The sequence below is a fragment of the Antarcticibacterium arcticum genome (assembly GCF_007993795.1).
Taxonomy (GTDB): domain Bacteria; phylum Bacteroidota; class Bacteroidia; order Flavobacteriales; family Flavobacteriaceae; genus Gillisia; species Gillisia arctica.
In genome coordinates this window covers 165,243-185,287 of record NZ_CP042476.1, presented here as the reverse complement: position 1 = coordinate 185,287, position 20,045 = coordinate 165,243, and the positions used below count along the sequence as shown (strand labels likewise).

The 20,045-nt window shown below is 40.0% G+C and carries 19 protein-coding genes, 3 tRNA genes and 1 rRNA gene; 13 read left to right on the top strand and 10 right to left on the bottom strand.

Features of this window, described 5'->3' with window-relative positions; all coding sequences use genetic code 11:
• Positions 1-81: 81 nt before the first annotated feature.
• Positions 82-1,606: ribosomal RNA gene (locus FK178_RS00825) — 16S ribosomal RNA — on the bottom strand.
• Positions 1,607-2,473: 867 nt separating this feature from the next.
• Between FK178_RS00825 and thrS the strand changes: the two genes are divergently transcribed.
• From thrS to rplT, 4 genes are all read left to right on the top strand, one after another.
• Positions 2,474-4,420 carry a threonine--tRNA ligase gene (gene thrS, locus FK178_RS00820; protein ID WP_146830079.1) on the top strand — a complete coding sequence of 649 codons (1,947 nt, stop codon included), beginning with the start codon at positions 2,474-2,476 and terminating at the stop codon, positions 4,418-4,420.
• 58 nt (positions 4,421-4,478) lie between these two features.
• A complete protein-coding gene (infC, locus tag FK178_RS00815; protein ID WP_262711715.1) occupies positions 4,479-4,994 on the top strand; it encodes a translation initiation factor IF-3 in 516 nt (171 codons plus the stop codon).
• A gap of 27 nt (positions 4,995-5,021) precedes the next feature.
• Positions 5,022-5,219 (top strand): 50S ribosomal protein L35, encoded by a 198-nt coding sequence (gene rpmI, locus FK178_RS00810; protein ID WP_146830075.1) that lies wholly within the window; start codon positions 5,022-5,024, stop codon positions 5,217-5,219.
• A 90-nt stretch (positions 5,220-5,309) separates the two neighbouring features.
• Positions 5,310-5,654, top strand: coding sequence for a 50S ribosomal protein L20 (gene rplT, locus FK178_RS00805; RefSeq protein ID WP_146830073.1), 345 nt, complete (start codon positions 5,310-5,312; stop codon positions 5,652-5,654).
• A gap of 72 nt (positions 5,655-5,726) precedes the next feature.
• Here the strand turns inward: rplT and FK178_RS00800 are convergent, their stop codons facing one another.
• The 7 genes from FK178_RS00800 to tgt form a co-directional block, all read right to left on the bottom strand.
• Positions 5,727-6,149, bottom strand: coding sequence for a secondary thiamine-phosphate synthase enzyme YjbQ (locus FK178_RS00800; RefSeq protein ID WP_146830071.1), 423 nt, complete (start codon positions 6,147-6,149; stop codon positions 5,727-5,729).
• A gap of 153 nt (positions 6,150-6,302) precedes the next feature.
• Positions 6,303-7,490 (bottom strand): asparagine synthetase B, encoded by a 1,188-nt coding sequence (locus tag FK178_RS00795; protein WP_394345095.1) that lies wholly within the window; start codon positions 7,488-7,490, stop codon positions 6,303-6,305.
• 145 nt (positions 7,491-7,635) lie between these two features.
• A complete protein-coding gene (gene dnaB / locus FK178_RS00790; protein ID WP_146830069.1) occupies positions 7,636-9,192 on the bottom strand; it encodes a replicative DNA helicase in 1,557 nt (518 codons plus the stop codon).
• Positions 9,193-9,357: 165 nt separating this feature from the next.
• Positions 9,358-10,311 carry an acetyl-CoA carboxylase carboxyltransferase subunit alpha gene (locus FK178_RS00785; RefSeq protein ID WP_146830067.1) on the bottom strand — a complete coding sequence of 318 codons (954 nt, stop codon included), beginning with the start codon at positions 10,309-10,311 and terminating at the stop codon, positions 9,358-9,360.
• A 59-nt stretch (positions 10,312-10,370) separates the two neighbouring features.
• Complete coding sequence (locus FK178_RS00780; RefSeq protein WP_146830065.1) at positions 10,371-11,282, bottom strand: DMT family transporter; 912 nt, start codon at positions 11,280-11,282, stop codon at positions 10,371-10,373.
• On the bottom strand, positions 11,269-12,345 hold the full coding sequence (locus FK178_RS00775; protein WP_146830063.1) for an LptF/LptG family permease: 1,077 nt from the start codon (positions 12,343-12,345) through the stop codon (positions 11,269-11,271). The genes FK178_RS00780 and FK178_RS00775 overlap by 14 nt, the downstream gene beginning before the upstream one ends.
• The gene (tgt, locus tag FK178_RS00770) at positions 12,346-13,476 is read right to left on the bottom strand and encodes a tRNA guanosine(34) transglycosylase Tgt (RefSeq protein WP_146830061.1); all 1,131 of its coding nucleotides are present in this window, start codon (positions 13,474-13,476) and stop codon (positions 12,346-12,348) included.
• Between the two features lie 168 nt (positions 13,477-13,644).
• Here tgt and FK178_RS00765 point away from each other — a divergent pair, with 168 nt between their 5' ends.
• From FK178_RS00765 to FK178_RS00755, 3 genes are all read left to right on the top strand, one after another.
• Positions 13,645-14,490: a transketolase gene (locus FK178_RS00765; RefSeq protein ID WP_146830059.1), complete on the top strand. Its 846-nt coding sequence runs from the start codon at positions 13,645-13,647 to the stop codon at positions 14,488-14,490.
• 44 nt (positions 14,491-14,534) lie between these two features.
• A complete protein-coding gene (locus FK178_RS00760; RefSeq protein WP_146830057.1) occupies positions 14,535-15,488 on the top strand; it encodes a transketolase family protein in 954 nt (317 codons plus the stop codon).
• 120 nt (positions 15,489-15,608) lie between these two features.
• Positions 15,609-16,202 (top strand): outer membrane beta-barrel protein, encoded by a 594-nt coding sequence (locus FK178_RS00755; RefSeq protein ID WP_146830055.1) that lies wholly within the window; start codon positions 15,609-15,611, stop codon positions 16,200-16,202.
• Positions 16,203-16,253: 51 nt separating this feature from the next.
• Here the strand turns inward: FK178_RS00755 and FK178_RS00750 are convergent, their stop codons facing one another.
• Complete coding sequence (locus FK178_RS00750) at positions 16,254-17,222, bottom strand: FKBP-type peptidyl-prolyl cis-trans isomerase (protein WP_240793863.1); 969 nt, start codon at positions 17,220-17,222, stop codon at positions 16,254-16,256.
• 76 nt (positions 17,223-17,298) lie between these two features.
• Between FK178_RS00750 and FK178_RS00745 the strand changes: the two genes are divergently transcribed.
• Genes FK178_RS00745 through FK178_RS00735 form a run of 3 tightly spaced genes read left to right on the top strand, consistent with a single transcriptional unit; the run spans position 17,299 to position 18,796 of the window.
• Positions 17,299-17,712, top strand: coding sequence for an RNA-binding S4 domain-containing protein (locus FK178_RS00745; protein WP_146830053.1), 414 nt, complete (start codon positions 17,299-17,301; stop codon positions 17,710-17,712).
• Complete coding sequence (locus FK178_RS00740) at positions 17,709-18,290, top strand: methyltransferase domain-containing protein (protein ID WP_146830051.1); 582 nt, start codon at positions 17,709-17,711, stop codon at positions 18,288-18,290. Before FK178_RS00745 ends, FK178_RS00740 begins: the two co-directional genes overlap by 4 nt.
• A 5-nt stretch (positions 18,291-18,295) precedes the next feature.
• Positions 18,296-18,796, top strand: a complete 501-nt coding sequence (locus FK178_RS00735; RefSeq protein WP_146830049.1) for a phosphoribosyltransferase family protein — start codon at positions 18,296-18,298, stop codon at positions 18,794-18,796.
• On the opposite strand, the gene FK178_RS00730 is transcribed toward FK178_RS00735, so the two are convergent.
• Positions 18,788-19,309: a shikimate kinase gene (locus tag FK178_RS00730; RefSeq protein ID WP_146830047.1), complete on the bottom strand. Its 522-nt coding sequence runs from the start codon at positions 19,307-19,309 to the stop codon at positions 18,788-18,790. The genes FK178_RS00735 and FK178_RS00730 overlap by 9 nt on opposite strands.
• A 298-nt stretch (positions 19,310-19,607) precedes the next feature.
• Between FK178_RS00730 and FK178_RS00725 the strand changes: the two genes are divergently transcribed.
• From FK178_RS00725 to FK178_RS00715, 3 genes are all read left to right on the top strand, one after another.
• A tRNA-Lys gene (locus tag FK178_RS00725) sits at positions 19,608-19,680 on the top strand.
• 47 nt (positions 19,681-19,727) lie between these two features.
• Positions 19,728-19,800: transfer RNA gene (locus FK178_RS00720), tRNA-Lys, on the top strand.
• 150 nt (positions 19,801-19,950) lie between these two features.
• A tRNA-Leu gene (locus FK178_RS00715) sits at positions 19,951-20,034 on the top strand.
• The last annotated feature ends 11 nt before the right edge of the window (positions 20,035-20,045 follow it).

The following is a 20,045-nucleotide window of genomic DNA, read 5'->3' as shown; positions in this document are numbered from 1 at the left end:
TAAATTAAGACCAAAAGAATCCTTTCAAGAAACCTTTGTTTGATAATTGCGCTTTGCCCTTTAATAAGGCAATAGCTCTAGAAAGGAGGTGTTCCAGCCGCACCTTCCGGTACGGCTACCTTGTTACGACTTAGCCCCAGTTACCAGTTTTACCCTAGGCGGCTCCTTGCGGTGACCGACTTCAGGTACCCCCAGCTTCCATGGCTTGACGGGCGGTGTGTACAAGGCCCGGGAACGTATTCACCGCATCATGGCTGATATGCGATTACTAGCGATTCCAGCTTCACGGAGTCGAGTTGCAGACTCCGATCCGAACTGAGATAGGGTTTGTAGATTCGCTCCTGGTCACCCAGTGGCTGCTCTCTGTCCCTACCATTGTAGCACGTGTGTGGCCCAGGACGTAAGGGCCGTGATGATTTGACGTCATCCCCACCTTCCTCACGGTTTGCACCGGCAGTCTGGTTAGAGTTCCCGACATTACTCGCTGGCAACTAACCACAGGGGTTGCGCTCGTTATAGGACTTAACCTGACACCTCACGGCACGAGCTGACGACAACCATGCAGCACCTTGTAATCTGTCCGAAGAAAAAAGTGTTTCCACTCCTGTCAGACTACATTTAAGCCCTGGTAAGGTTCCTCGCGTATCATCGAATTAAACCACATGCTCCACCGCTTGTGCGGGCCCCCGTCAATTCCTTTGAGTTTCATTCTTGCGAACGTACTCCCCAGGTGGGTTACTTATCACTTTCGCTTAGCCACTCAGCCTTACGACCGAACAGCTAGTAACCATCGTTTACGGCGTAGACTACCAGGGTATCTAATCCTGTTCGCTACCTACGCTTTCGTCCATCAGCGTCAGTATTTTATTAGTGATCTGCCTTCGCAATCGGTATTCCATGTAATATCTAAGCATTTCACCGCTACACTACATATTCTAACCACTTCATAAACACTCAAGAACAACAGTATCAATGGCAATTCTATGGTTGAGCCACAGACTTTCACCGCTGACTTATTATCCCGCCTACGGACCCTTTAAACCCAATGATTCCGGATAACGCTTGGATCCTCCGTATTACCGCGGCTGCTGGCACGGAGTTAGCCGATCCTTATTCCTACAGTACCGTCAAGCTCCCTCACGAGGGAGTGTTTCTTCCTGTATAAAAGCAGTTTACAACCCATAGGGCCGTCTTCCTGCACGCGGCATGGCTGGATCAGGCTCTCGCCCATTGTCCAATATTCCTCACTGCTGCCTCCCGTAGGAGTCTGGTCCGTGTCTCAGTACCAGTGTGGGGGATCTCCCTCTCAGGACCCCTATCTATCGTAGCCATGGTAAGCCGTTACCTTACCATCTAGCTAATAGAACGCATACTCATCTTATAGCCATAAATGTTTAATCATAAAACAATGCTGTTCTATAATACTATGGGGTATTAATCCAAATTTCTCTGGGCTATCCCCCTCTATAAGGTAGATTGTATACGCGTTACGCACCCGTGCGCCGGTCGCCACCAGATTGCAAGCAATCTTGTGCTGCCCCTCGACTTGCATGTGTTAAGCCTGCCGCTAGCGTTCATCCTGAGCCAGGATCAAACTCTTCATCGTTAATCTTTAAATAAATTTACAATTACCAAGGGTTCTTTCTATCTCCTATATATTTACACATATAAAAGACACTCAAAATGACTTTTCTAGTCTTAATTTAATTTCTTTGCTCTACTACCTACGTAGTAAAACGCGCTGTCAATTCAATATATCAAAGAACGTTGTGTCGCACCGCGACCCTAGTTAAAATAAAAGGACTCGAACCTCTTCTGCTTTTATACCCACCCGGGATCTTATTTCAGTACCATTTAATGAACTTTCGCTCGTTTTGTAAGCGGCTGCAAATATACAACCCTTTTTCTTTACCAACCAAACTTTTTTTTAAAGTTTTTTAAGGAAATTTTCAGGGAAAGAACAACCACCAGTTCAAAACTAAGCGGCTGCAAATATACCATGCTTTTCCTTTATCAAACAAACTTTTTTAAAATTTTTTTAAGAGTGAGTTTTATAAGGAACACTCCCCCTAAAACACCCCACAAAACCAGCAACAATCAATGAACTCCCGCTTCCCAATAACCACAAGGCCATCCCCTAAGCGGCTGCAAATATACACCGCTTTTTTTCTTACAAACAAACTTTATTTCATGTTTTTTGAAATAAAAAAACACCCTGATTATAATATGCTGAAGCTGTGTTTGCTACCATTGCTAATTAAATAATCATGGGTAAAATAATATCACTTTCAGTCTATCATATATAATAAGTAAACCGCTACATTTTATTAAGCCTGGCATTCTCCTGCAAAAACACAGTAGTATTTAATCAAAATAAAGGGGAACATCCCAACTATTAAATAGTATTATATCTACTTCTATATTGTACAGCCCCTTTTATCCTATTATATTTGCCTTATATTAAATTGTGATAATGATAAAGATAAGTTTGCCAGACGGCACAATAAAGGAGTTTGAAAATGGCAGCACTCCAATGGATGTAGCTTTCAGCATTAGCGAAGGCCTTGCCAGAAATGTAATTTCAGCCAAATTCAACGATTCCACGGTTGAAGCCACCACCCCATTGACAACAGATGGCAGCCTTACTTTATTTACCTTTAATGATCCTGAAGGAAAAAAAGCATTTTGGCATTCCACCTCTCACGTTATGGCGCAGGCCATAGAACAGCTTTATCCCGGGGTAAAATTAACCATAGGTCCTGCAATTGAGCGAGGCTTTTATTATGATATAGATTTTGGAGATCATAAGATCTCTGAAAATGATTTTAAAAAGATCGAGGATAAAATGCTGGAGATTGCCCGTGGGAAGCATGAATTCAAGATGAGATCTTCAAGTAAAGAAGATGCATTAAAATTTTATTCCAAACAGGACAACCCCTTCAAGGTAGAACTTATAGAAAACCTGGAAGATGGAACTATTAGCTTTTGTGACCATGATACTTTCACAGATCTTTGCCGCGGTGGCCATATTCCCAATACCGGAATAATTAAAGCAGTAAAATTGACCAGCGTTGCCGGAGCTTACTGGAGAGGGGATGAAAAGAATCCACAACTCACAAGAGTTTATGGAATTTCTTTCCCTAAACAAAAAGACCTTAAAGAATACCTTGAGCTTTTAGAAGAAGCAAAAAGACGGGACCACCGCAAACTTGGAAAAGAACTTGAGCTTTTTACTTTTTCTCAAAAAGTTGGCCAGGGATTGCCTTTGTGGCTTCCCAAGGGCGCAGCACTGCGTGAGCGTCTTGAAAACTTTTTAAAGAAAGCACAGAGAACTGCAGGCTATGAGATGGTGGTAACACCCCATATTGGACAAAAGGAACTTTATGTTACATCTGGCCATTATGAAAAATATGGAGCAGATAGTTTTCAGCCTATTAAAACTCCCAATGAAGGAGAAGAGTTTTTATTAAAACCCATGAACTGTCCGCATCATTGCGAAATTTACAATTCCTCCCCCTGGAGCTACAGAGATCTTCCTAAACGTTTTGCTGAATTTGGAACGGTTTACAGATATGAGCAAAGCGGGGAATTACACGGGTTAACAAGAGTTCGTGGTTTCACACAGGATGATGCACATATCTTTTGTACCCCAGACCAACTTGACGAAGAATTCAAAAAAGTAATTGATCTTACTTTATATGTGTTTGAATCCTTAGGATTTAATGATTTTACAGCTCAGGTTTCCCTAAGGGATCCGGAGAACAAAGCCAAATATATAGGAAGCGATGATGTGTGGGAAAAGGCCGAAAGCGCAATAATTTCTGCCGCAAATGAAAAAGGCTTAAGTTATGTGGTTGAAACCGGTGAAGCGGCCTTTTACGGCCCAAAACTGGATTTCATGGTAAAGGATGCCCTGGGAAGAAGCTGGCAGCTGGGTACTATTCAGGTAGACTATAACCTTCCTGAAAGATTTGACCTTACTTATAAGGGAAGCGATAATGAAATGCACCGTCCCGTAATGATCCACCGGGCACCATTTGGTAGTATGGAACGTTTTGTTGCTGTGCTACTTGAGAATACCGGAGGAAACTTTCCTTTGTGGTTAATGCCTGAACAGGCTATTATTCTCTCACTCAGTGAGAAATATGAAAAATACTCACAAAAAGTTTTGAGTTTGCTGGAAAATCACGAAATTCGCGCCCTGGCTAATAACCGCAATGATACTATTGGCAAGAAGATACGGGATGCTGAAATGAGCAAGGTCCCGTATATGTTGATAATAGGAGAGCAGGAAGAGAAAGATGGTACAGTTTCTGTACGAAAGCACGGGGAAGGTGATCTTGGCACAATGTCAATAGAAGACTTTACCCAATTAATAAATAACGAGATAAAAAGAACGCTTAAAGCGTTTAAAGTTTAATTAAAATTATATAGCCATAGCAATACGTAGAAAAAGATCCAAGCGACCGCTTAGAGAGATTAAAGAAGATCAACACCGCATTAATGCGAAAATCCGGACAGATGAAGTTCGCCTTGTAGGTGAAAATGTTGAAATTGGAGTTTATCCAATTAAAAGGGCATTGGAAATAGCTGAAGAACAAGGACTGGATTTGGTGGAAATTTCTCCAAACGCTAACCCTCCTGTAGCCAAGGTTATGGACTACAAGAAATTTCTCTACGAGCAAAAGAAGAGGGAGAAGGTTTTAAAAGCGAAAGCCACAAAAGTAGTGGTGAAGGAAATTCGTTTTGGGCCGCAAACCGATGATCATGACTACGATTTTAAAAAGAAGAATGCCGAAAAATTCCTGAAGGACGGGGCCAAATTAAAGGCCTTTGTATTCTTTAAGGGACGGTCTATTGTTTTTAAAGACCAGGGGCAAATTTTATTGCTGCGCCTTGCACAGGACCTTGAGGAAGTGGGCAAAGTAGAACAAATGCCAAAATTGGAAGGTAAACGTATGACTATGTTTATGTCTCCAAAGAAAACGAAATAAGAACGGTAATTAATAAATCAAAAGAGCATGCCTAAGATGAAAACAAAATCCAGTGCCAAGAAGCGTTTTAAGCTTACTGGTACCGGTAAAATCAAAAGAAAGCACGCGTTTAAAAGTCACATCTTAACAAAGAAGTCTAAAAAACGTAAGCTTGCTTTAACGCACAGTACTTTGGTACATGAAGCGGATGAAGCAAATATCAAAGCTCAGTTACGTTTAAAGTAATTGAACCTTGATGGTTTAAACAATTTATAAACCCTGGAGTCAGGCCTATCAAGTCCCAAAATGGGCGCCTGCTACAAAAACAATTAAAATATGCCAAGATCAGTAAATTCAGTTGCCAAGAGAGCCAGAAGAAAAAAGGTTCTAAAACAGGCAAAAGGTTACTTTGGAAGACGTAAAAACGTTTGGACAGTAGCTAAAAACGCAGTTGACAAAGCAATGTTGTATGCTTACAGAGACCGTAAGACCAAGAAAAGAAATTTCCGTTCACTTTGGATCATCCGTATTAATGCAGGTGCCAGACAATTCGGAATGTCTTATTCTCAATTCATGGGAGGATTAAAAGCCGCAAATATCGATTTGAACCGTAAAGTTCTTGCCGATCTTGCAATGAATCACCCAGAGGCGTTCAAAGCTATAGTTGACAAAGTAAAATAAATTAAATACCATTATCGTTCTTATATAATTGATCCCGCTCCCTGAGCGGGATTTTTTATTACTAAAAACCTGCTAGTTCCCGAACGCTGTTACAACCAGATCTCTTTCTCCCCCATCATCCCTATGCTCGCAAAGGTAAATGCCCTGCCATATCCCAAGGTTTAATTCCCCGGAGGTAATAGGAATTTGAATATTATTTCCCAGTAAAGCTGCTTTAATATGTGCAGGCATATCATCTGGCCCTTCAGAGGTATGTTTATAATATGCCTGCCCTTCCGGCACCATTTTATTAAAATGCCTCTCCAGGTCACCTCTCACCGTAGGATCTGCATTTTCATTGATGCTTAGACTGGCAGAGGTATGTTTAATAAAGACTGAAAACATGCCTGTGCTAATTTCAGCAATAAAAGGACATTGGAGAATGACCTCTTTTGTAATGAGATGAAAGCCTCTGGGTTTCGCTGCAAGTGTTATTTCCTTCTGAAAGATCTTCATTACATAGTTTGTTGTTTGGGATTGGTTGTTTAACCGAAAATATTTTTTAAATAAAACAATAAAGCCGCCATTCTAATTCCGAATTACTCAATCCCGAATGCCCTGTTTATCAAAAATGAAATTAACAAAAACAGAACTTAACAAACTTCCAACTTAAGTTTTCTGCTTCTTCTTTTTAGCAGCCGGAAACAATACATTATTCAGTATAAGTCTGTAACCCGGCGAAGTGGGATGCAGTTCAAGTTCGGTTTTTGGGTCCCCTACTCTATGTTGATAATCTTCAGGGTCATGACCACCATAAAATGTAAAAAATCCCTGGCCTTTGATCCCGTGAATATATCTTGCTTCTCCATTAAGTTTATTTTCTGCCAGCACTAACACTGTAGATTTTACGGTTGAAGGATCAAAAGCGGTAGTTTGTCCCATAAAGCCTTTTACCAGAACAGTATGATTCTGGTTAAGCATAGTAGGTACAGGATCCCATTTAGCTGAAAATTCCATCAGCGTAAAATAATCGGCTTCTTTTTCCAGATGCCGCCTTTTTTCGGTCATATCTATTGAAGAGAATTCATAGACCATAGGATCCCGTTCCAGAATAAAATTTTCAAAAGCAAAGGTTTTTGTAAAATCAATTTTTGATGGATATCCAGGATCGCTGGGATCGCCATCAAACATTGGCTCTGCAATATCAACCCCTTCAGCAGCGAGAGCAATGTCAAAACTATCTGTTGCGCTGCACATTGCAAACATGAAGCCGCCTCCGGTCACGTAATCCCTTATCTTTAAAGCTACGGCAAGTTTTTGTTCAGACACCTTGGAATATCCCAATTTGGTGGCGAGTGCTTCAGCTTCAGCTTTTTCCTGAATATACCATGGAGTTGTCCTGTAATTGCGGTAGAATTTTCCGTATTGCCCGGTGAAATCCTCATGATGCAAATGCAACCAGTCATACAAAACCAGTGCATCATTTAAAACCTCTTCATCATAAATGGTTTCGTAAGGAATTTCAGCATAAGAAAGCGCTAAAGTCACAGCATCATCCCAGGGCTTATTTCCTTTGGGGGAATATACCGCAATTTTTGGTGCCTTTTCCAGTATTACTGCCTCCATATTTCTGGAGGGACTTTCAATTTCTTCCAAAATCGCCAGGGTGCGGCTATCGCTCAAAACTTCAAAAGAAACCCCTCTTATGCGCAATTCCCTGCGTAGTTCTTCATTATCTGAAATAAGAAAGGAACCTCCCTGATAGTTAAGAAGCCAATGCACATTTAATCCCTTTTCCAGGGCGAAATAAGTAATACCGTAAGCTTTTAAATGGTTGGACTGGGATTTGGCATCCATAGGAATAAAAATGGATGAACTTAATACCGTATTGGAGATAAAAAAGAAAAGGAGTGCCAAAACAATTGTTTTGGCACTCCTGGTGATATTATGTATAAAATATGTTGGGGGGTAAAATTTTCTTTTTCCTACTAAAAATAAATGTTTAAAAAGGTACGTCGTTGTCGTCATCATCATGAAAATCATTCATCGAACTTCCAAAGGCCTCATTTGCACTTGGATTAGGCAAAGGTGCTCCACGGAAAGTGTCGTCATTGGCAGCTTCATTCATTTTGGAATGAAACTCAAAAGGGGAATCAAAGTCATCTAAGTTATCAAATTTCCCAAGGTGTCCAACAAATTTCAGTCGAATATTTTCAAGGCCACCATTCCTGTGCTTGGCCACAATAAATTCTCCCTGGCCTGCAGTTGGTGATCTTTCCTCATCATCCCATTCATCGATCTTGTAATATTCCGGCCGGTAAATAAAAGATACAATATCTGCATCCTGCTCTATAGCTCCAGATTCCCTTAAATCACTTAACAACGGGCGCTTACTCCCCCCACGGGTTTCTACCGCCCGGGATAATTGCGAAAGTGCTATCACGGGAATATTCAATTCCTTTGCAAGGGCCTTTAGGTTACGGGAAATTGTAGATATCTCCTGTTCCCTGTTCCCTCCTTTTACCGAGCTTCCCGCGGTCATTAACTGCAAATAATCTACCACAATCAATTTGATACCATATTGAGAAGATAATCTTCTTGCTTTTGCCCGCAAGTCAAAAATCGACAATGAAGGGGTATCATCAATGAACAACGGCGCTTTTTCAAGATCCTTCACCTTCACGTTTAACTGTTCCCATTCATGGGTCTCCAGGTTACCCGTTCTTAATTTTTCTGAAGATAATCCCGTCTCTGAAGAAATAAGCCTTGTAATAAGCTGTACGGCGGACATTTCCAAAGAGAAAAAGGCAACCGGAATATTATTACCCACGGCAATGTTACGTGCCATAGATAAAGTTAGCGCGGTTTTACCCATACCCGGCCTTGCGGCTATAATTACTAGATCACTGGGCTGCCATCCCGAGGTTAATTTATCAAGTTTATCAAATCCCGAAGGCACACCGCTTAATCCGTCTTTATTCGAGATCTCCTGTATCCTGTTCTTAGCCTGGATCACCAAACTATGCGCAGTCTCTGTAGAACGTTTTATATTTCCCTGGGTAACCTCGTAGAGTTTGGATTCTGCCGAATCCAGAAGATCAAAAACATCTGTACTTTCATCGTAAGAATCTTCTATGATCTCGTTTGAAATCTTTATGAGGCTACGCTGAATATATTTTTGCAGGATGATACGTGCATGAAACTCGATATGGGCAGATGAGGACACCTTTTGGGTGAGTTGTATGAGGTAATATTCTCCCCCAACTTTATCAAGACGGCCATCTTTTCTTAATTGATTGGAAACGGTTAATAAATCAATAGCTTCGGTATTTTCAAATAGTTTGAAAATGGCGTCAAAAATGAATTGATGGGCAATCTTGTAGAATACATCGGCATGTAAAATATCGATGATCTCATCTACTCCCTTTTTGTCTATCATCATAGCCCCGAGCACAACCTCCTCTAAATCAACAGCTTGTGGGGGTATTTTTCCTTTTTCCAGGTTAATTATATTACCTGTTCCATATTTTATGCTTTGGGGGGCAGTGATTTTTTCCATATTACGAATGTAAAAAAATTGTTAAGACAATCTTAATGAAAAACCTTTCGAGGAAGGTTTCGGTATTAACATTTGCCTGTTAACAACTAAATATTTTTGTTAACAAGGCCAAAAAAATCCGAAGATAAATCCCCGGATTATTTTGAAAGGGTGATGTCTAAAGAACTAAGATTTAAATACTCCCATATTAGAATATTTTTCCATTCGTTGATTTACCAATTCTGTTGGTGATAAGTTTTTAAACTCATCTAAAGAGGATAATATAGATTTTTTTACAGTCTCAAATGTTTCTTCCCTATTGCTATGCGCACCACCCAAAGGTTCTTTTACAATCTCATCTATGAGTTTTTGTTTTTTCATATCCTTAGCAGTAAGTTTCAAAGCTTCGGCTGCAATTTCTTTATATTCCCAACTTCTCCATAAGATAGAAGAACAGGATTCCGGGGAAATCACTGAATACCATGTATTTTCCAGCATTAATACCTTATCTCCAACCCCAATTCCCAAAGCACCTCCACTGGCACCTTCTCCTATAATTACAACAATAATAGGCACCTTAAGTTTGGTCATTTCAAAAATATTGCGGGCAATGGCTTCGCCCTGCCCACGTTCTTCAGCTTCAAGACCGGGATAAGCTCCCGGAGTATCCACAAAGGTTACAACAGGAATACCAAATTTTTCGGCAGATTTCATTAGCCTTAAAGCTTTCCTGTAACCTTCGGGATTTGCCATCCCAAAATTGCGATACTGGCGGGTTTTGGTATTATACCCTTTTTGCTGGCCAACGATCATAAAACTCTGGTCTCCAATTTTTCCAAGACCACCAACCATTGCCTTATCATCCTTCACATTCCTGTCTCCGTGAAGTTCAAGAAATGTTCCGCCGCAAATGGCATTGATATAATCCATGGTATAAGGCCTGTTTGGATGACGGGAAAGTTGTACCCGTTGCCACGCAGTGAGGTTCTTGTAAATTTCCTTTTTGGTAGCCTCCAGTTTTTTCTCTATCTGCCTGCAAGTGGCAGTTACGTCAACATTACTTTCAGAACCAATATTACAAGCCTTTTGGTGTTGTTCTTCTAACTCTTTAATGGGTAATTCAAAATCCAAATATTCCATATGAAGTTATGGTGTTTTTATTAGCTTACAAATATAACAAACTTTAAAAGGAAGACTTCCTAAGATAACTTATTAATTTTCTTTTTTGTTTTCAAATAACCGTTAAGGATAACAGTAGCAAGGATTATGGCTGCGCCATAATAGAACTGAGGGTTCATTTGTTCCTTACTTCCAAAAACAAGAAAAGCCAGAAAGATCCCGTATACAGGTTCCAGATTAATGGTGAGCATAATAGTATAGGGACTTAAATGTTTCATTACGGCAACAGATGCGATAAACGCGTAGGCGGTACAAACCGAAGCCAGGATTAAAAGATACATCCAGTCACTTGATGAAAGACTGAAGAACTCCCGGTTAAAACCGGTGTTCCCATCACCGGAAACAGTAACAAAAGCCAGGTAAAGACTTATGGCGATCACGCCTGTAAAAAGTTCATAAAAGGAAATAACGGAAGGGGCTGCATGGGCTATTAATTTACCGTTAATCATCGTAAAAACTGCGGAAAGAAAGGCAGATATTAAGCCCAGAATAATCCCCAGGGCATATTCGGTTTCAACCTTAAAAATTATATATAAACCGGCCATTACTATCAAGCCGAAGATTATCTCATACCCCACAAATTTACGCTTGTAAAAAAGAGGCTCCAGAATTGAAGTGAAAAATGCTCCTGTTGAAAGTAAAGCCAGGGTTATTGAAACGTTGGAAACCTTAATGGCTCCAAAAAAAGTAAGCCAATGCAGGGCAATAATAATTCCTGCGATTATTAAGATCAAAAGCTTTTTAGGAGCTACCCTCATATTCTTTTTCTTCCACCATATCCATAAAAAAATGAACCCGCTGGCAAGTAACATACGGTACCAAACAAGCGGTACTGCATCAATGGAAATAAGCGCGCCTAAAACGGCCGTAAAACCCCAGATAAAAACTATTACATGAAAATGAAGATAACTCTTTAATTTATCGCTTAGCATTGTAGAGGAGATAAATGGCCAATATCCCGAACAGTACGTTAGGGAACCAAACTGCAATTATGGGCGAAAAAGTAGACTGCTCGGCCATAGTACCAAAAACCTTGTCAAAGAATATAAATACAAATGCAAGTGTAATACCCACAGCCAGGTTCACCCCCATTCCCCCACGTCTTTTGCGCGAAGAAACTGCTACAGCTATAATGGTAAGAATAAAGGCAGATACCGGCAAACTCCAGCGCTTGTACGCAACAACAAGATACCGGTTCATATTCCCGGACCCCCTTTTCCTTTCCTGTTCAATAAAATTTTGCAGCTCCCTGTGATTAAGGGTTTCGGCAATATAGGATACTGGGGTTAGTTGGTCAAACTCGAAAGGCAAAAGGGTATCTTTTGTACGTTCATGAAATATCTCATCCTCCCCGTCCCCAATAATCCGGGTATTCACATTCGTGAGTTTATAGGAATTTGTTGAATCTATATATTGTAATCTGGAGGCGCTTATTTTAAAAACAAGCTTGTTGCCATCAAAATGTTCCAAAGTAAAATTTCGGGCAGATTTTGTGGCAGGCTGAAAATTGCTGGCATATATATATTCTGCATCATTGATTTGCCGGTATACATCACTGGTTTCCTGGATCTCTGTACCACTTTTTAGGTAGGTATATTTAAACTCATTAAAACCTTTACTTGCTGAAGGTGCCAGGTACTGGCTCAAAATTAATGCACCAATAGTAACAATGGTTGCTCCAATAAGATAGGGACGTAAAAATCTCCAGAAAGACACCCCGCTACTCAAAAAGGCAATGATCTCTGTATTATTGGCCAATTTTGAAGTGAACCAGATTACCGCAAGGAATAAAAAAAGCGGAAAAAGTAGATTGGTGAAATAAATGGTGAAATTCATATAATAGATCAACACCTCTATTAAGGGAACTTCAAACTCCAGGATCTTCCCAATCTTTTCTGCAAGGTTCACCGTTATTCCAATGGGAATAAACAAAACCAGCATAAGGATAAAAGTTCCCAGGTATCGTTTTAATATGTACCAGTCAAGAATTTTCAATTAGAGACGCTTATCCATTTGAGCTACCATTTTGTTTTTCCAGGTATAAAAATCACCTGCTAATATATGTTTTCTGGCTTCACGAACCAACCAAAGATAAAAACCAAGATTATGGATGGTTGCTATTTGTTTGCCCAGCATTTCATTCACAGAAAACAAATGTTTTAAATAAGCTTTGGAATATTCGGTATCTACCCAGGTAATGGCCATATCATCAATAGCTGAAAAGTCATCTTCCCATTTTTTATTCTTAATATTAATGGTACCATGAGCGGTAAACAGCATTCCGTTACGGGCATTACGGGTAGGCATCACACAATCAAACATATCTATACCCAGGGCGATATTTTCTAAAATATTGACGGGAGTTCCCACGCCCATCAAATACCGGGGTTTATCTTCGGGAAGAATTGCAGTTACAACTTCTGTCATTGCGTACATTTCCTCTGCAGGTTCACCTACAGAAAGTCCTCCAATTGCATTCCCCTCCGCACCCACAGAAGCGATATATTCGGCAGATTGTTGGCGCAGGTCCTTATAAGTACTCCCCTGAACTATTGGAAAAAATGCCTGGGAATAATCATAGGCAAATGGTGTTTTTTCAAGATGCGTGATACACCTGTCCAGCCACCTGTGTGTCATATGCATAGAGCGTTTTGCATATCGATAATCACATGGATAAGGTGTACATTCATCAAAAGCCATAATGATATCGGCCCCAATGGTACGCTGTATTTCCATTACATTTTCAGGAGTAAAAGTGTGATAAGACCCATCAATATGAGACTTGAACTTAACGCCTTCCTCCTTGATCTTTCTTCTTTCTGAAAGCGAATAAACCTGGTAGCCTCCACTATCTGTTAGAATATTCCGGTCCCAGTTTATAAATTTATGAAGACCTCCCGCCTTTTTCAGGATCTCGGTTTGAGGCCTTAAATATAAATGATAGGTATTTCCCAGGATCACATCCGGGTTGATCTCCTCTTTCAATTCACGCTGGTGCACCCCCTTCACAGAACCCACCGTGCCCACAGGCATAAATATGGGTGTTTCAATAGTTCCATGGTCTGTGGTGATTTTCCCTGCTCTTGCCTTACTACCGGGATCTGTAGCTAATAGTTCAAAATTCATAGCATTTTTTAAGTGGTGCAAAGATACTTAAGTAAACCACAAAGTAAAGACTGCCTAATTTAAAAATTGTTAGCTAATATGGGCAATTCGTTGATAACTGGTAAATTCTGGCTTTGAGTTACGTTTTTAAAAACTTATTTTTGCGTCATTCACAACAATAACACAACAATGCCAGAAACACATCAATTACAAGATTTTATTAGCCAGGTTCGCCGGGATATTTTAAGGCAGGTACATAAGGTAAATTCAGGCCACCCGGGAGGTTCCCTGGGTTGTACCGAATTTATTACCGCCCTTTACCAGGAGATCATGGACCACAACAGCAATTTCAATATGGATGGTAAGGACGAAGATCTTTTCTTTCTATCAAACGGCCATATCTCACCTGTTTTCTACAGTGTTCTTGCCCGCAGCGGTTACTTCCCGGTGGAGGAATTAAATACTTTTCGTCTTATCAATTCAAGGTTACAGGGGCATCCTACTACCCATGAAGGTTTACCGGGAGTGCGTATAGCATCGGGATCTCTTGGCCAGGGCATGAGTGTTGCCATTGGTGCAGCTTTAACTAAAAAATTAAATAAGGATTCCCACCTTGTTTTCTCGCTGCACGGAGATGGTGAATTGCAGGAAGGACAAAACTGGGAAGCCATTATGTATGCTGCTGCAAATAAAGTTGATAATTTAATATCTACGATTGATGTTAACGGGCAGCAAATAGATGGGTCTACAGAGAATGTACTCCCAATGGGTAACCTAAAAGCCAAATTTGAGGCTTTTGGATGGGAGGTATTGGAATTAGCAGAAGGAAATAACATAAGCAAAGTAATTGAGACTTTAAAAGAAGCAAAAAGCAGGACCGGAAACGGAAAACCGCTTTGTATTCTTATGACTACAGAAATGGGTAACGGCGTAGATTTTATGATGGGTTCTCACAAATGGCACGGTGTAGCTCCCAATGATGAGCAGCTGGAAAAAGCACTTTCCCAAAACCCTGAAACTTTGGGAGATTATTAGTTTTTAAAGCCATTATTACTCATAACAAGATAATTAAAATCATAATGAAAAAATATACGAATACAGGAAGCAAGGATACCCGCTCAGGTTTTGGAGCAGGATTGACTGAACTTGGGAAAACCAATTCAAATGTGGTTGCCCTTTGTGCAGATCTTACAGGATCCTTAAAAATGGATGAATTTAAGGAGAACCATCCGGAGCGTTTTTTCCAGATAGGAATCGCCGAAGCAAATATGATGGGGATTGCAGCCGGGATGACCATTGGAGGGAAGATCCCTTTTACGGGTACTTTTGCTAATTTCTCAACAGGCCGTGTATATGACCAGATTCGCCAAAGTATTGCCTATTCAGATAAGAATGTAAAAATATGCGCATCACACGCCGGAGTTACTTTGGGAGAAGATGGTGCCACTCACCAGATCCTTGAAGATCTTGGATTAATGAAAATGTTGCCGGGTATGACAGTTATAAATACCTGCGATTATAATCAAACCAAAGCAGCGACCCTGGCGATTGCAGAGCATCATGGTCCGGTTTATTTAAGATTTGGAAGGCCAAAAGTTGCAAATTTTACCCCTGAGGATCAGAAATTTGAAATTGGTAAAGCCGTTATGTTAAACGAAGGAAACGATGTAACTATCATTGCTACTGGCCATTTGGTATGGGAAGCTTTACAGGCTGCAGAGCAACTCGAGGAGAAAGGTATAAGTGCTGAAGTTATAAACATTCACACCATTAAGCCACTGGATGAAGAAGCAATTCTTCGCTCTGTAAAGAAAACAGGATGTGTTGTTACTGCTGAAGAACATAACTTTTTAGGTGGTTTGGGAGAAAGCGTAGCCAGGACCTTAAGTCTTAACCATCCTGCCCCGCAGGAATTTGTTGCTACCCAGGATACTTTTGGCGAAAGCGGAACCCCGGAACAATTAATGGAAAAGTATGGACTCAATGCCGAGGCCATTGTTAAAGCATCAGTAAAAGTTACCGGCAGAAAATAAAGACCCTTTAATAATTTTAAAACCCTTCAGGTCCAGGCTTTGAAGGGTTTTTTTCTTTGAAGCCGAAATAAGTGGCATAAATACTGCGTTATAACCACCTTAACCTAATAATCAATATATATGAAAAATTTGATCGTAGCAGTTTTACTTTTAATGGGAGGAAGTGCTTTTGCGCAGGCATCTTACGGGATAAAAGGTGGTTTAAACTATGGGGCCACCGGAGAATATGAAAATTATTCACAGGTTGCAGGAGATGTTTCAACCATTGAAAACGGAAAAAGTAAAACGGGATACCATTTAGGCTTGTTTGGAAAGTTTGAGATCCTGGGTTTCTTTCTTCAGCCCGAATTGGTGTACACCAAACTCAATACAGAATATGAGAACTTTGATTACAACATAAGTAAAATTGACGCCCCCATACTTTTAGGGGTGAATCTTCTGGGGCCCTTGCACATTAAAGCAGGACCTTCCTTTCAATATATTTTAAAAAATGAACTCGAAAATTCTTCCAGAGATATTTCTGATGTTGAAAATCCAATCACCCTGGGTTATCAATTGGGCGTGGGTGTGAACCTGGGACGTGTAGGCCTGGACCTTCGTTATGAAGGCGGGTTAAAGGAGAATAATGCTTTTGGGGAAATGGCAACAGATAATAATATAAAAATAGATTCAAGGCCATCCCAATGGATACTAGGCCTTTCTTACACTTTTTAATTGATCACTCAATATAAAATAAAAAGCCGCGAAGATCGCGGCTTTTTATATTTAGGGTAATTCCTCAAAGGAATCGGGATCTAAATAATTAGGTATCCCATTTCCGCTGGTATCCGGGAACTCCAGGGTTCCATCAGGATGTATTATAATTTCTTTTCTGGTGGAAGTCCCATCGCCGTCATCATCAGGGTCTGAATGATTGGGAAGGCCATTTTTATTGGTATCATCATTAAAAAGGTTTTCATCCCCATCAAGATCTTCCATCCAGGAAGGTATTCCATCATTGTCATGGTCTGCTTCAACCGCTCTTAATAAGTTAAAACTAAAGATTAGTGGACTATACGCAGGAATAGTAGATCCCATAGGCGAAGAATTGAAATACCCCAGTCCTGAAGGAAAAAATATTGCCCCTACCCCAAAATCATTATTCCATTTTATAGTATTATCAGGATTTACTACAAAGCCGGAACCTTCTTTAAATTCTACCAGGCCTTCGCTAAAACCGGCTATAGATCCTCCAAATCTTGATAATCTTCCCTGGCTGTCATAAGCAACATAGCCCGGGAGGTCAAACCAGCTGGGTACAACGGTATTACTTTCAAAAATAGTACGGTTTGCTAAAGATCCCTGGTAGGTTACAAAGGTAGAATCGGCAAATTTTGGTTGCCTACCAACACCTTCCCGTACTTTGAGAATATACATATTATAACTTATATCATCCCGGCTTACCACTTTGGTTGAAAGAAGAGGGGATTCACTAATGGGTGTTTTATTGGCATTAACTCCCGCAATAGTATCAAATCGTACTACATAGTCAAAATTTGCCGGCGGATTCTGGAAATCCTCATAATTATAAAAATGTGTCTCCAGGTAAGATTTTAAGATTGCATCGTCCTCGATTGCCTGTTCTCCCTTGTCCCTGGGTGGAATTTCTTCTATCTCATCATCATCCTTATTACATGCTATAAAAAAAGTGCCCGTTAAAACACTCATAAAAAACAACCTGCTCAATCTCATCATTAAATAAATTTAAGGCCGCAAGATACAATATTCTTGTATTTTTGTTGAAGATTTAGGCAGTTTTAAGAACAAGCTTATGAGAGTAGATAAATATTTATGGTGCGTACGTTTTTTTAAAACCCGAAGCCTGGCAACAAATGCATGTAAACAGGGAAAGGTGAAGATCCAGGGAGTAAGCGTAAAACCCTCCCGGGAAGTTTATGCAACAGATAAAGTAAGTATTAGAAAAGACCAGATAGATTATGAAATTGAAGTTCTGGACCTTCCCGCCAGCCGTGTGGGTGCAAAAATTGCGGGCCTTTATGTACAGGATATAACGCCAAAGGAAGCTTTTGAAAAAATGGAACTTTTAAAATATTCAAAAGAATATTATCGTAAAAAAGGAACCGGACGGCCAACTAAGAAGGACAGAAGGGATATTGATGAATTGCTTGACAATACCGAAGAAAAGAACAAAGAGGAAAGCATTAAGGAAGAACCACAGGAATGAAAACGGACATGGAATTTTGGTCCAGCCGTTATCGTGAAAACAGTATTGGCTGGGACCTTGGAGAGATCTCCCCACCTTTAAAGGCATACATTGACCAGCTAAATGATAAAACATTAAACATCCTTATCCCGGGCGCCGGAAATTCATACGAAGCCGAATATCTGTTCAAAAAAGGTTTTGAGAATGTATATGTTGTAGATATTGCAAAGGAGCCCCTTGCCAATTTAAAGGAAAGAGTTCCTGAATTTCCGGAAGGACAGTTAATGCATGTCGATTTTTTTGAAATGCAGGGGAAATTTGATCTTATCCTGGAACAAACTTTTTTTTGCGCGCTGCCTGTAAACCTTAGGGAAGCGTATGCCCATAAGGTAGCTGACCTGCTAAAGGAAAACGGAAAAATTGCCGGTGTCTTTTTCAATACTCATTTTACCAAAGAAGGCCCACCCTTTGGAGGAAGTAAGGAGGAATATTTGACTTATTTCAGCAAAAGCTTCAGTATAGAAACCATTGAACCTTGTTACAATTCTATCCTTCCGCGGGAGGGAAATGAATTGTTCTTTATCTTTAAAAAAAATTAAGCAGTATGAGCCAATCCAATATCATCCTTGACAGTGACCAAATAAAAAACAAAATAAGGCGCATTGCCTATCAAATTTATGAAAGCAATGTAGATGAAGAATTGCTCATTCTTGCCGGGATCTCCAAAAGCGGATATGTTTTTGCACAAAAATTAAAGTTGGTTTTGCAGGAAATCTCAGATCTAGAAGTAGTTTTATGCGAGGTAAAGGTTGATAAGAAAAATCCGCTGAATAAAGTAACAACATCCCTTAAACCCGCGGAATATACCAATATGTCTATTGTACTCGCAGATGATGTTTTAAACTCGGGAGCTACTTTGATCTATGGGGTTAAACATTTTCTGGATGTACCCGTAAAACGATTTAAAACCGCAGTACTTGTAGACAGAAGTCATAAAAAATACCCCGTCAAGGCCGATTTCAAAGGTATTTCCTTATCAACTTCGCTACACGAGATGGTGCAGGTTCATTTTGAAAAGGGAAAAGACCGCGTAGAATTAAGGTAAATTTTCAACAACTTCTGCGGCTATTGCATCAGGGTTTTTTCCTTCAACATTAATTATTTGATGCGCCTGCAAATAATAATGACTACGCTCAAACAAATGTTTTCTAATAAAATCTTCCAGATCCTCTTTCTTTACAAGATGGCTTATCACAGGTCGCATTTCTTTTTCAGTGTATAACCGTTCTGTAAGCAATCCTATAGAAGCTTTTAAATATATGATCCTGGAGTCTCTGTCATTTTTAATAATCTCTAAATTGTTTCCATAGCAGGGTGTACCCCCTCCAAGGGAAATAATTAGTGGATTTGGGTCTTCCAGGGTCTCCTTTAAAACTTTAGTCTCCAATTTTCTGAAAAATAATTCCCCCCTGAGATCAAAGATTTCCGGAATACTTTTTCCTTGCATTAGAGCAATTTGATCATCCAGGTCTATAAATTGATAAGACAACAGGTTAGATAAATGCTTTCCAACAAGGGATTTTCCCGAACCCATGTAACCGGCAAGAAATATTTTCATTTTATATAGTTTTGTTTTTTGGTTTGACCCTAAGCTGCTATCAGATTAAAAATTTGAATCAATTTTCAGCTAACCGGGATTCCTTTGTACATCTAGATGATTTCGCTAAAAAGTATGAAAAATCTAAAAATATAATTCTCTATACCAATATTATTAATTTCCAATTAATGAATATATACTGAAAAAGAGGAGTTTATATTTTAATTTAAAACATTTGCAAATTTATATGAAATTCCCCTTGAAAAATAAATTAATGATAGTATATTTGCACCCGCATTTGAGAAATAATGCAACGCCAGATTTGGTAGCTCAGTTGGTAGAGCATCTCCCTTTTAAGGAGAGGGTCCTGGGTTCGAGCCCCAGCCAGATCACTTAATTTAAGAAGATCTTTTTCTTCGAAATGTTCACTTTATAATCCGATTTGGTAGCTCAGTTGGTAGAGCATCTCCCTTTTAAGGAGAGGGTCCTGGGTTCGAGCCCCAGCCAGATCACTTATTGAAATTTTGATTTTGTTGGGCGATCCCGATAGTTATCGGGACTTAGAGAAGCTTTTAAGCGGAGACGAAGGAAGCCCCAGCCAGATCACTTTTTTACCGGAATTATCTTAGGCCTTTGGGAAGTTAAATTCCGAATGCGCATTTACCCGGGTGCTGGAATTGGTAGACAGGCATGGTTGAGGGCCATGTGTCCATTAGGGCGTGCGGGTTCAAGTCCCGCTCCGGGTACAAATCTTTTC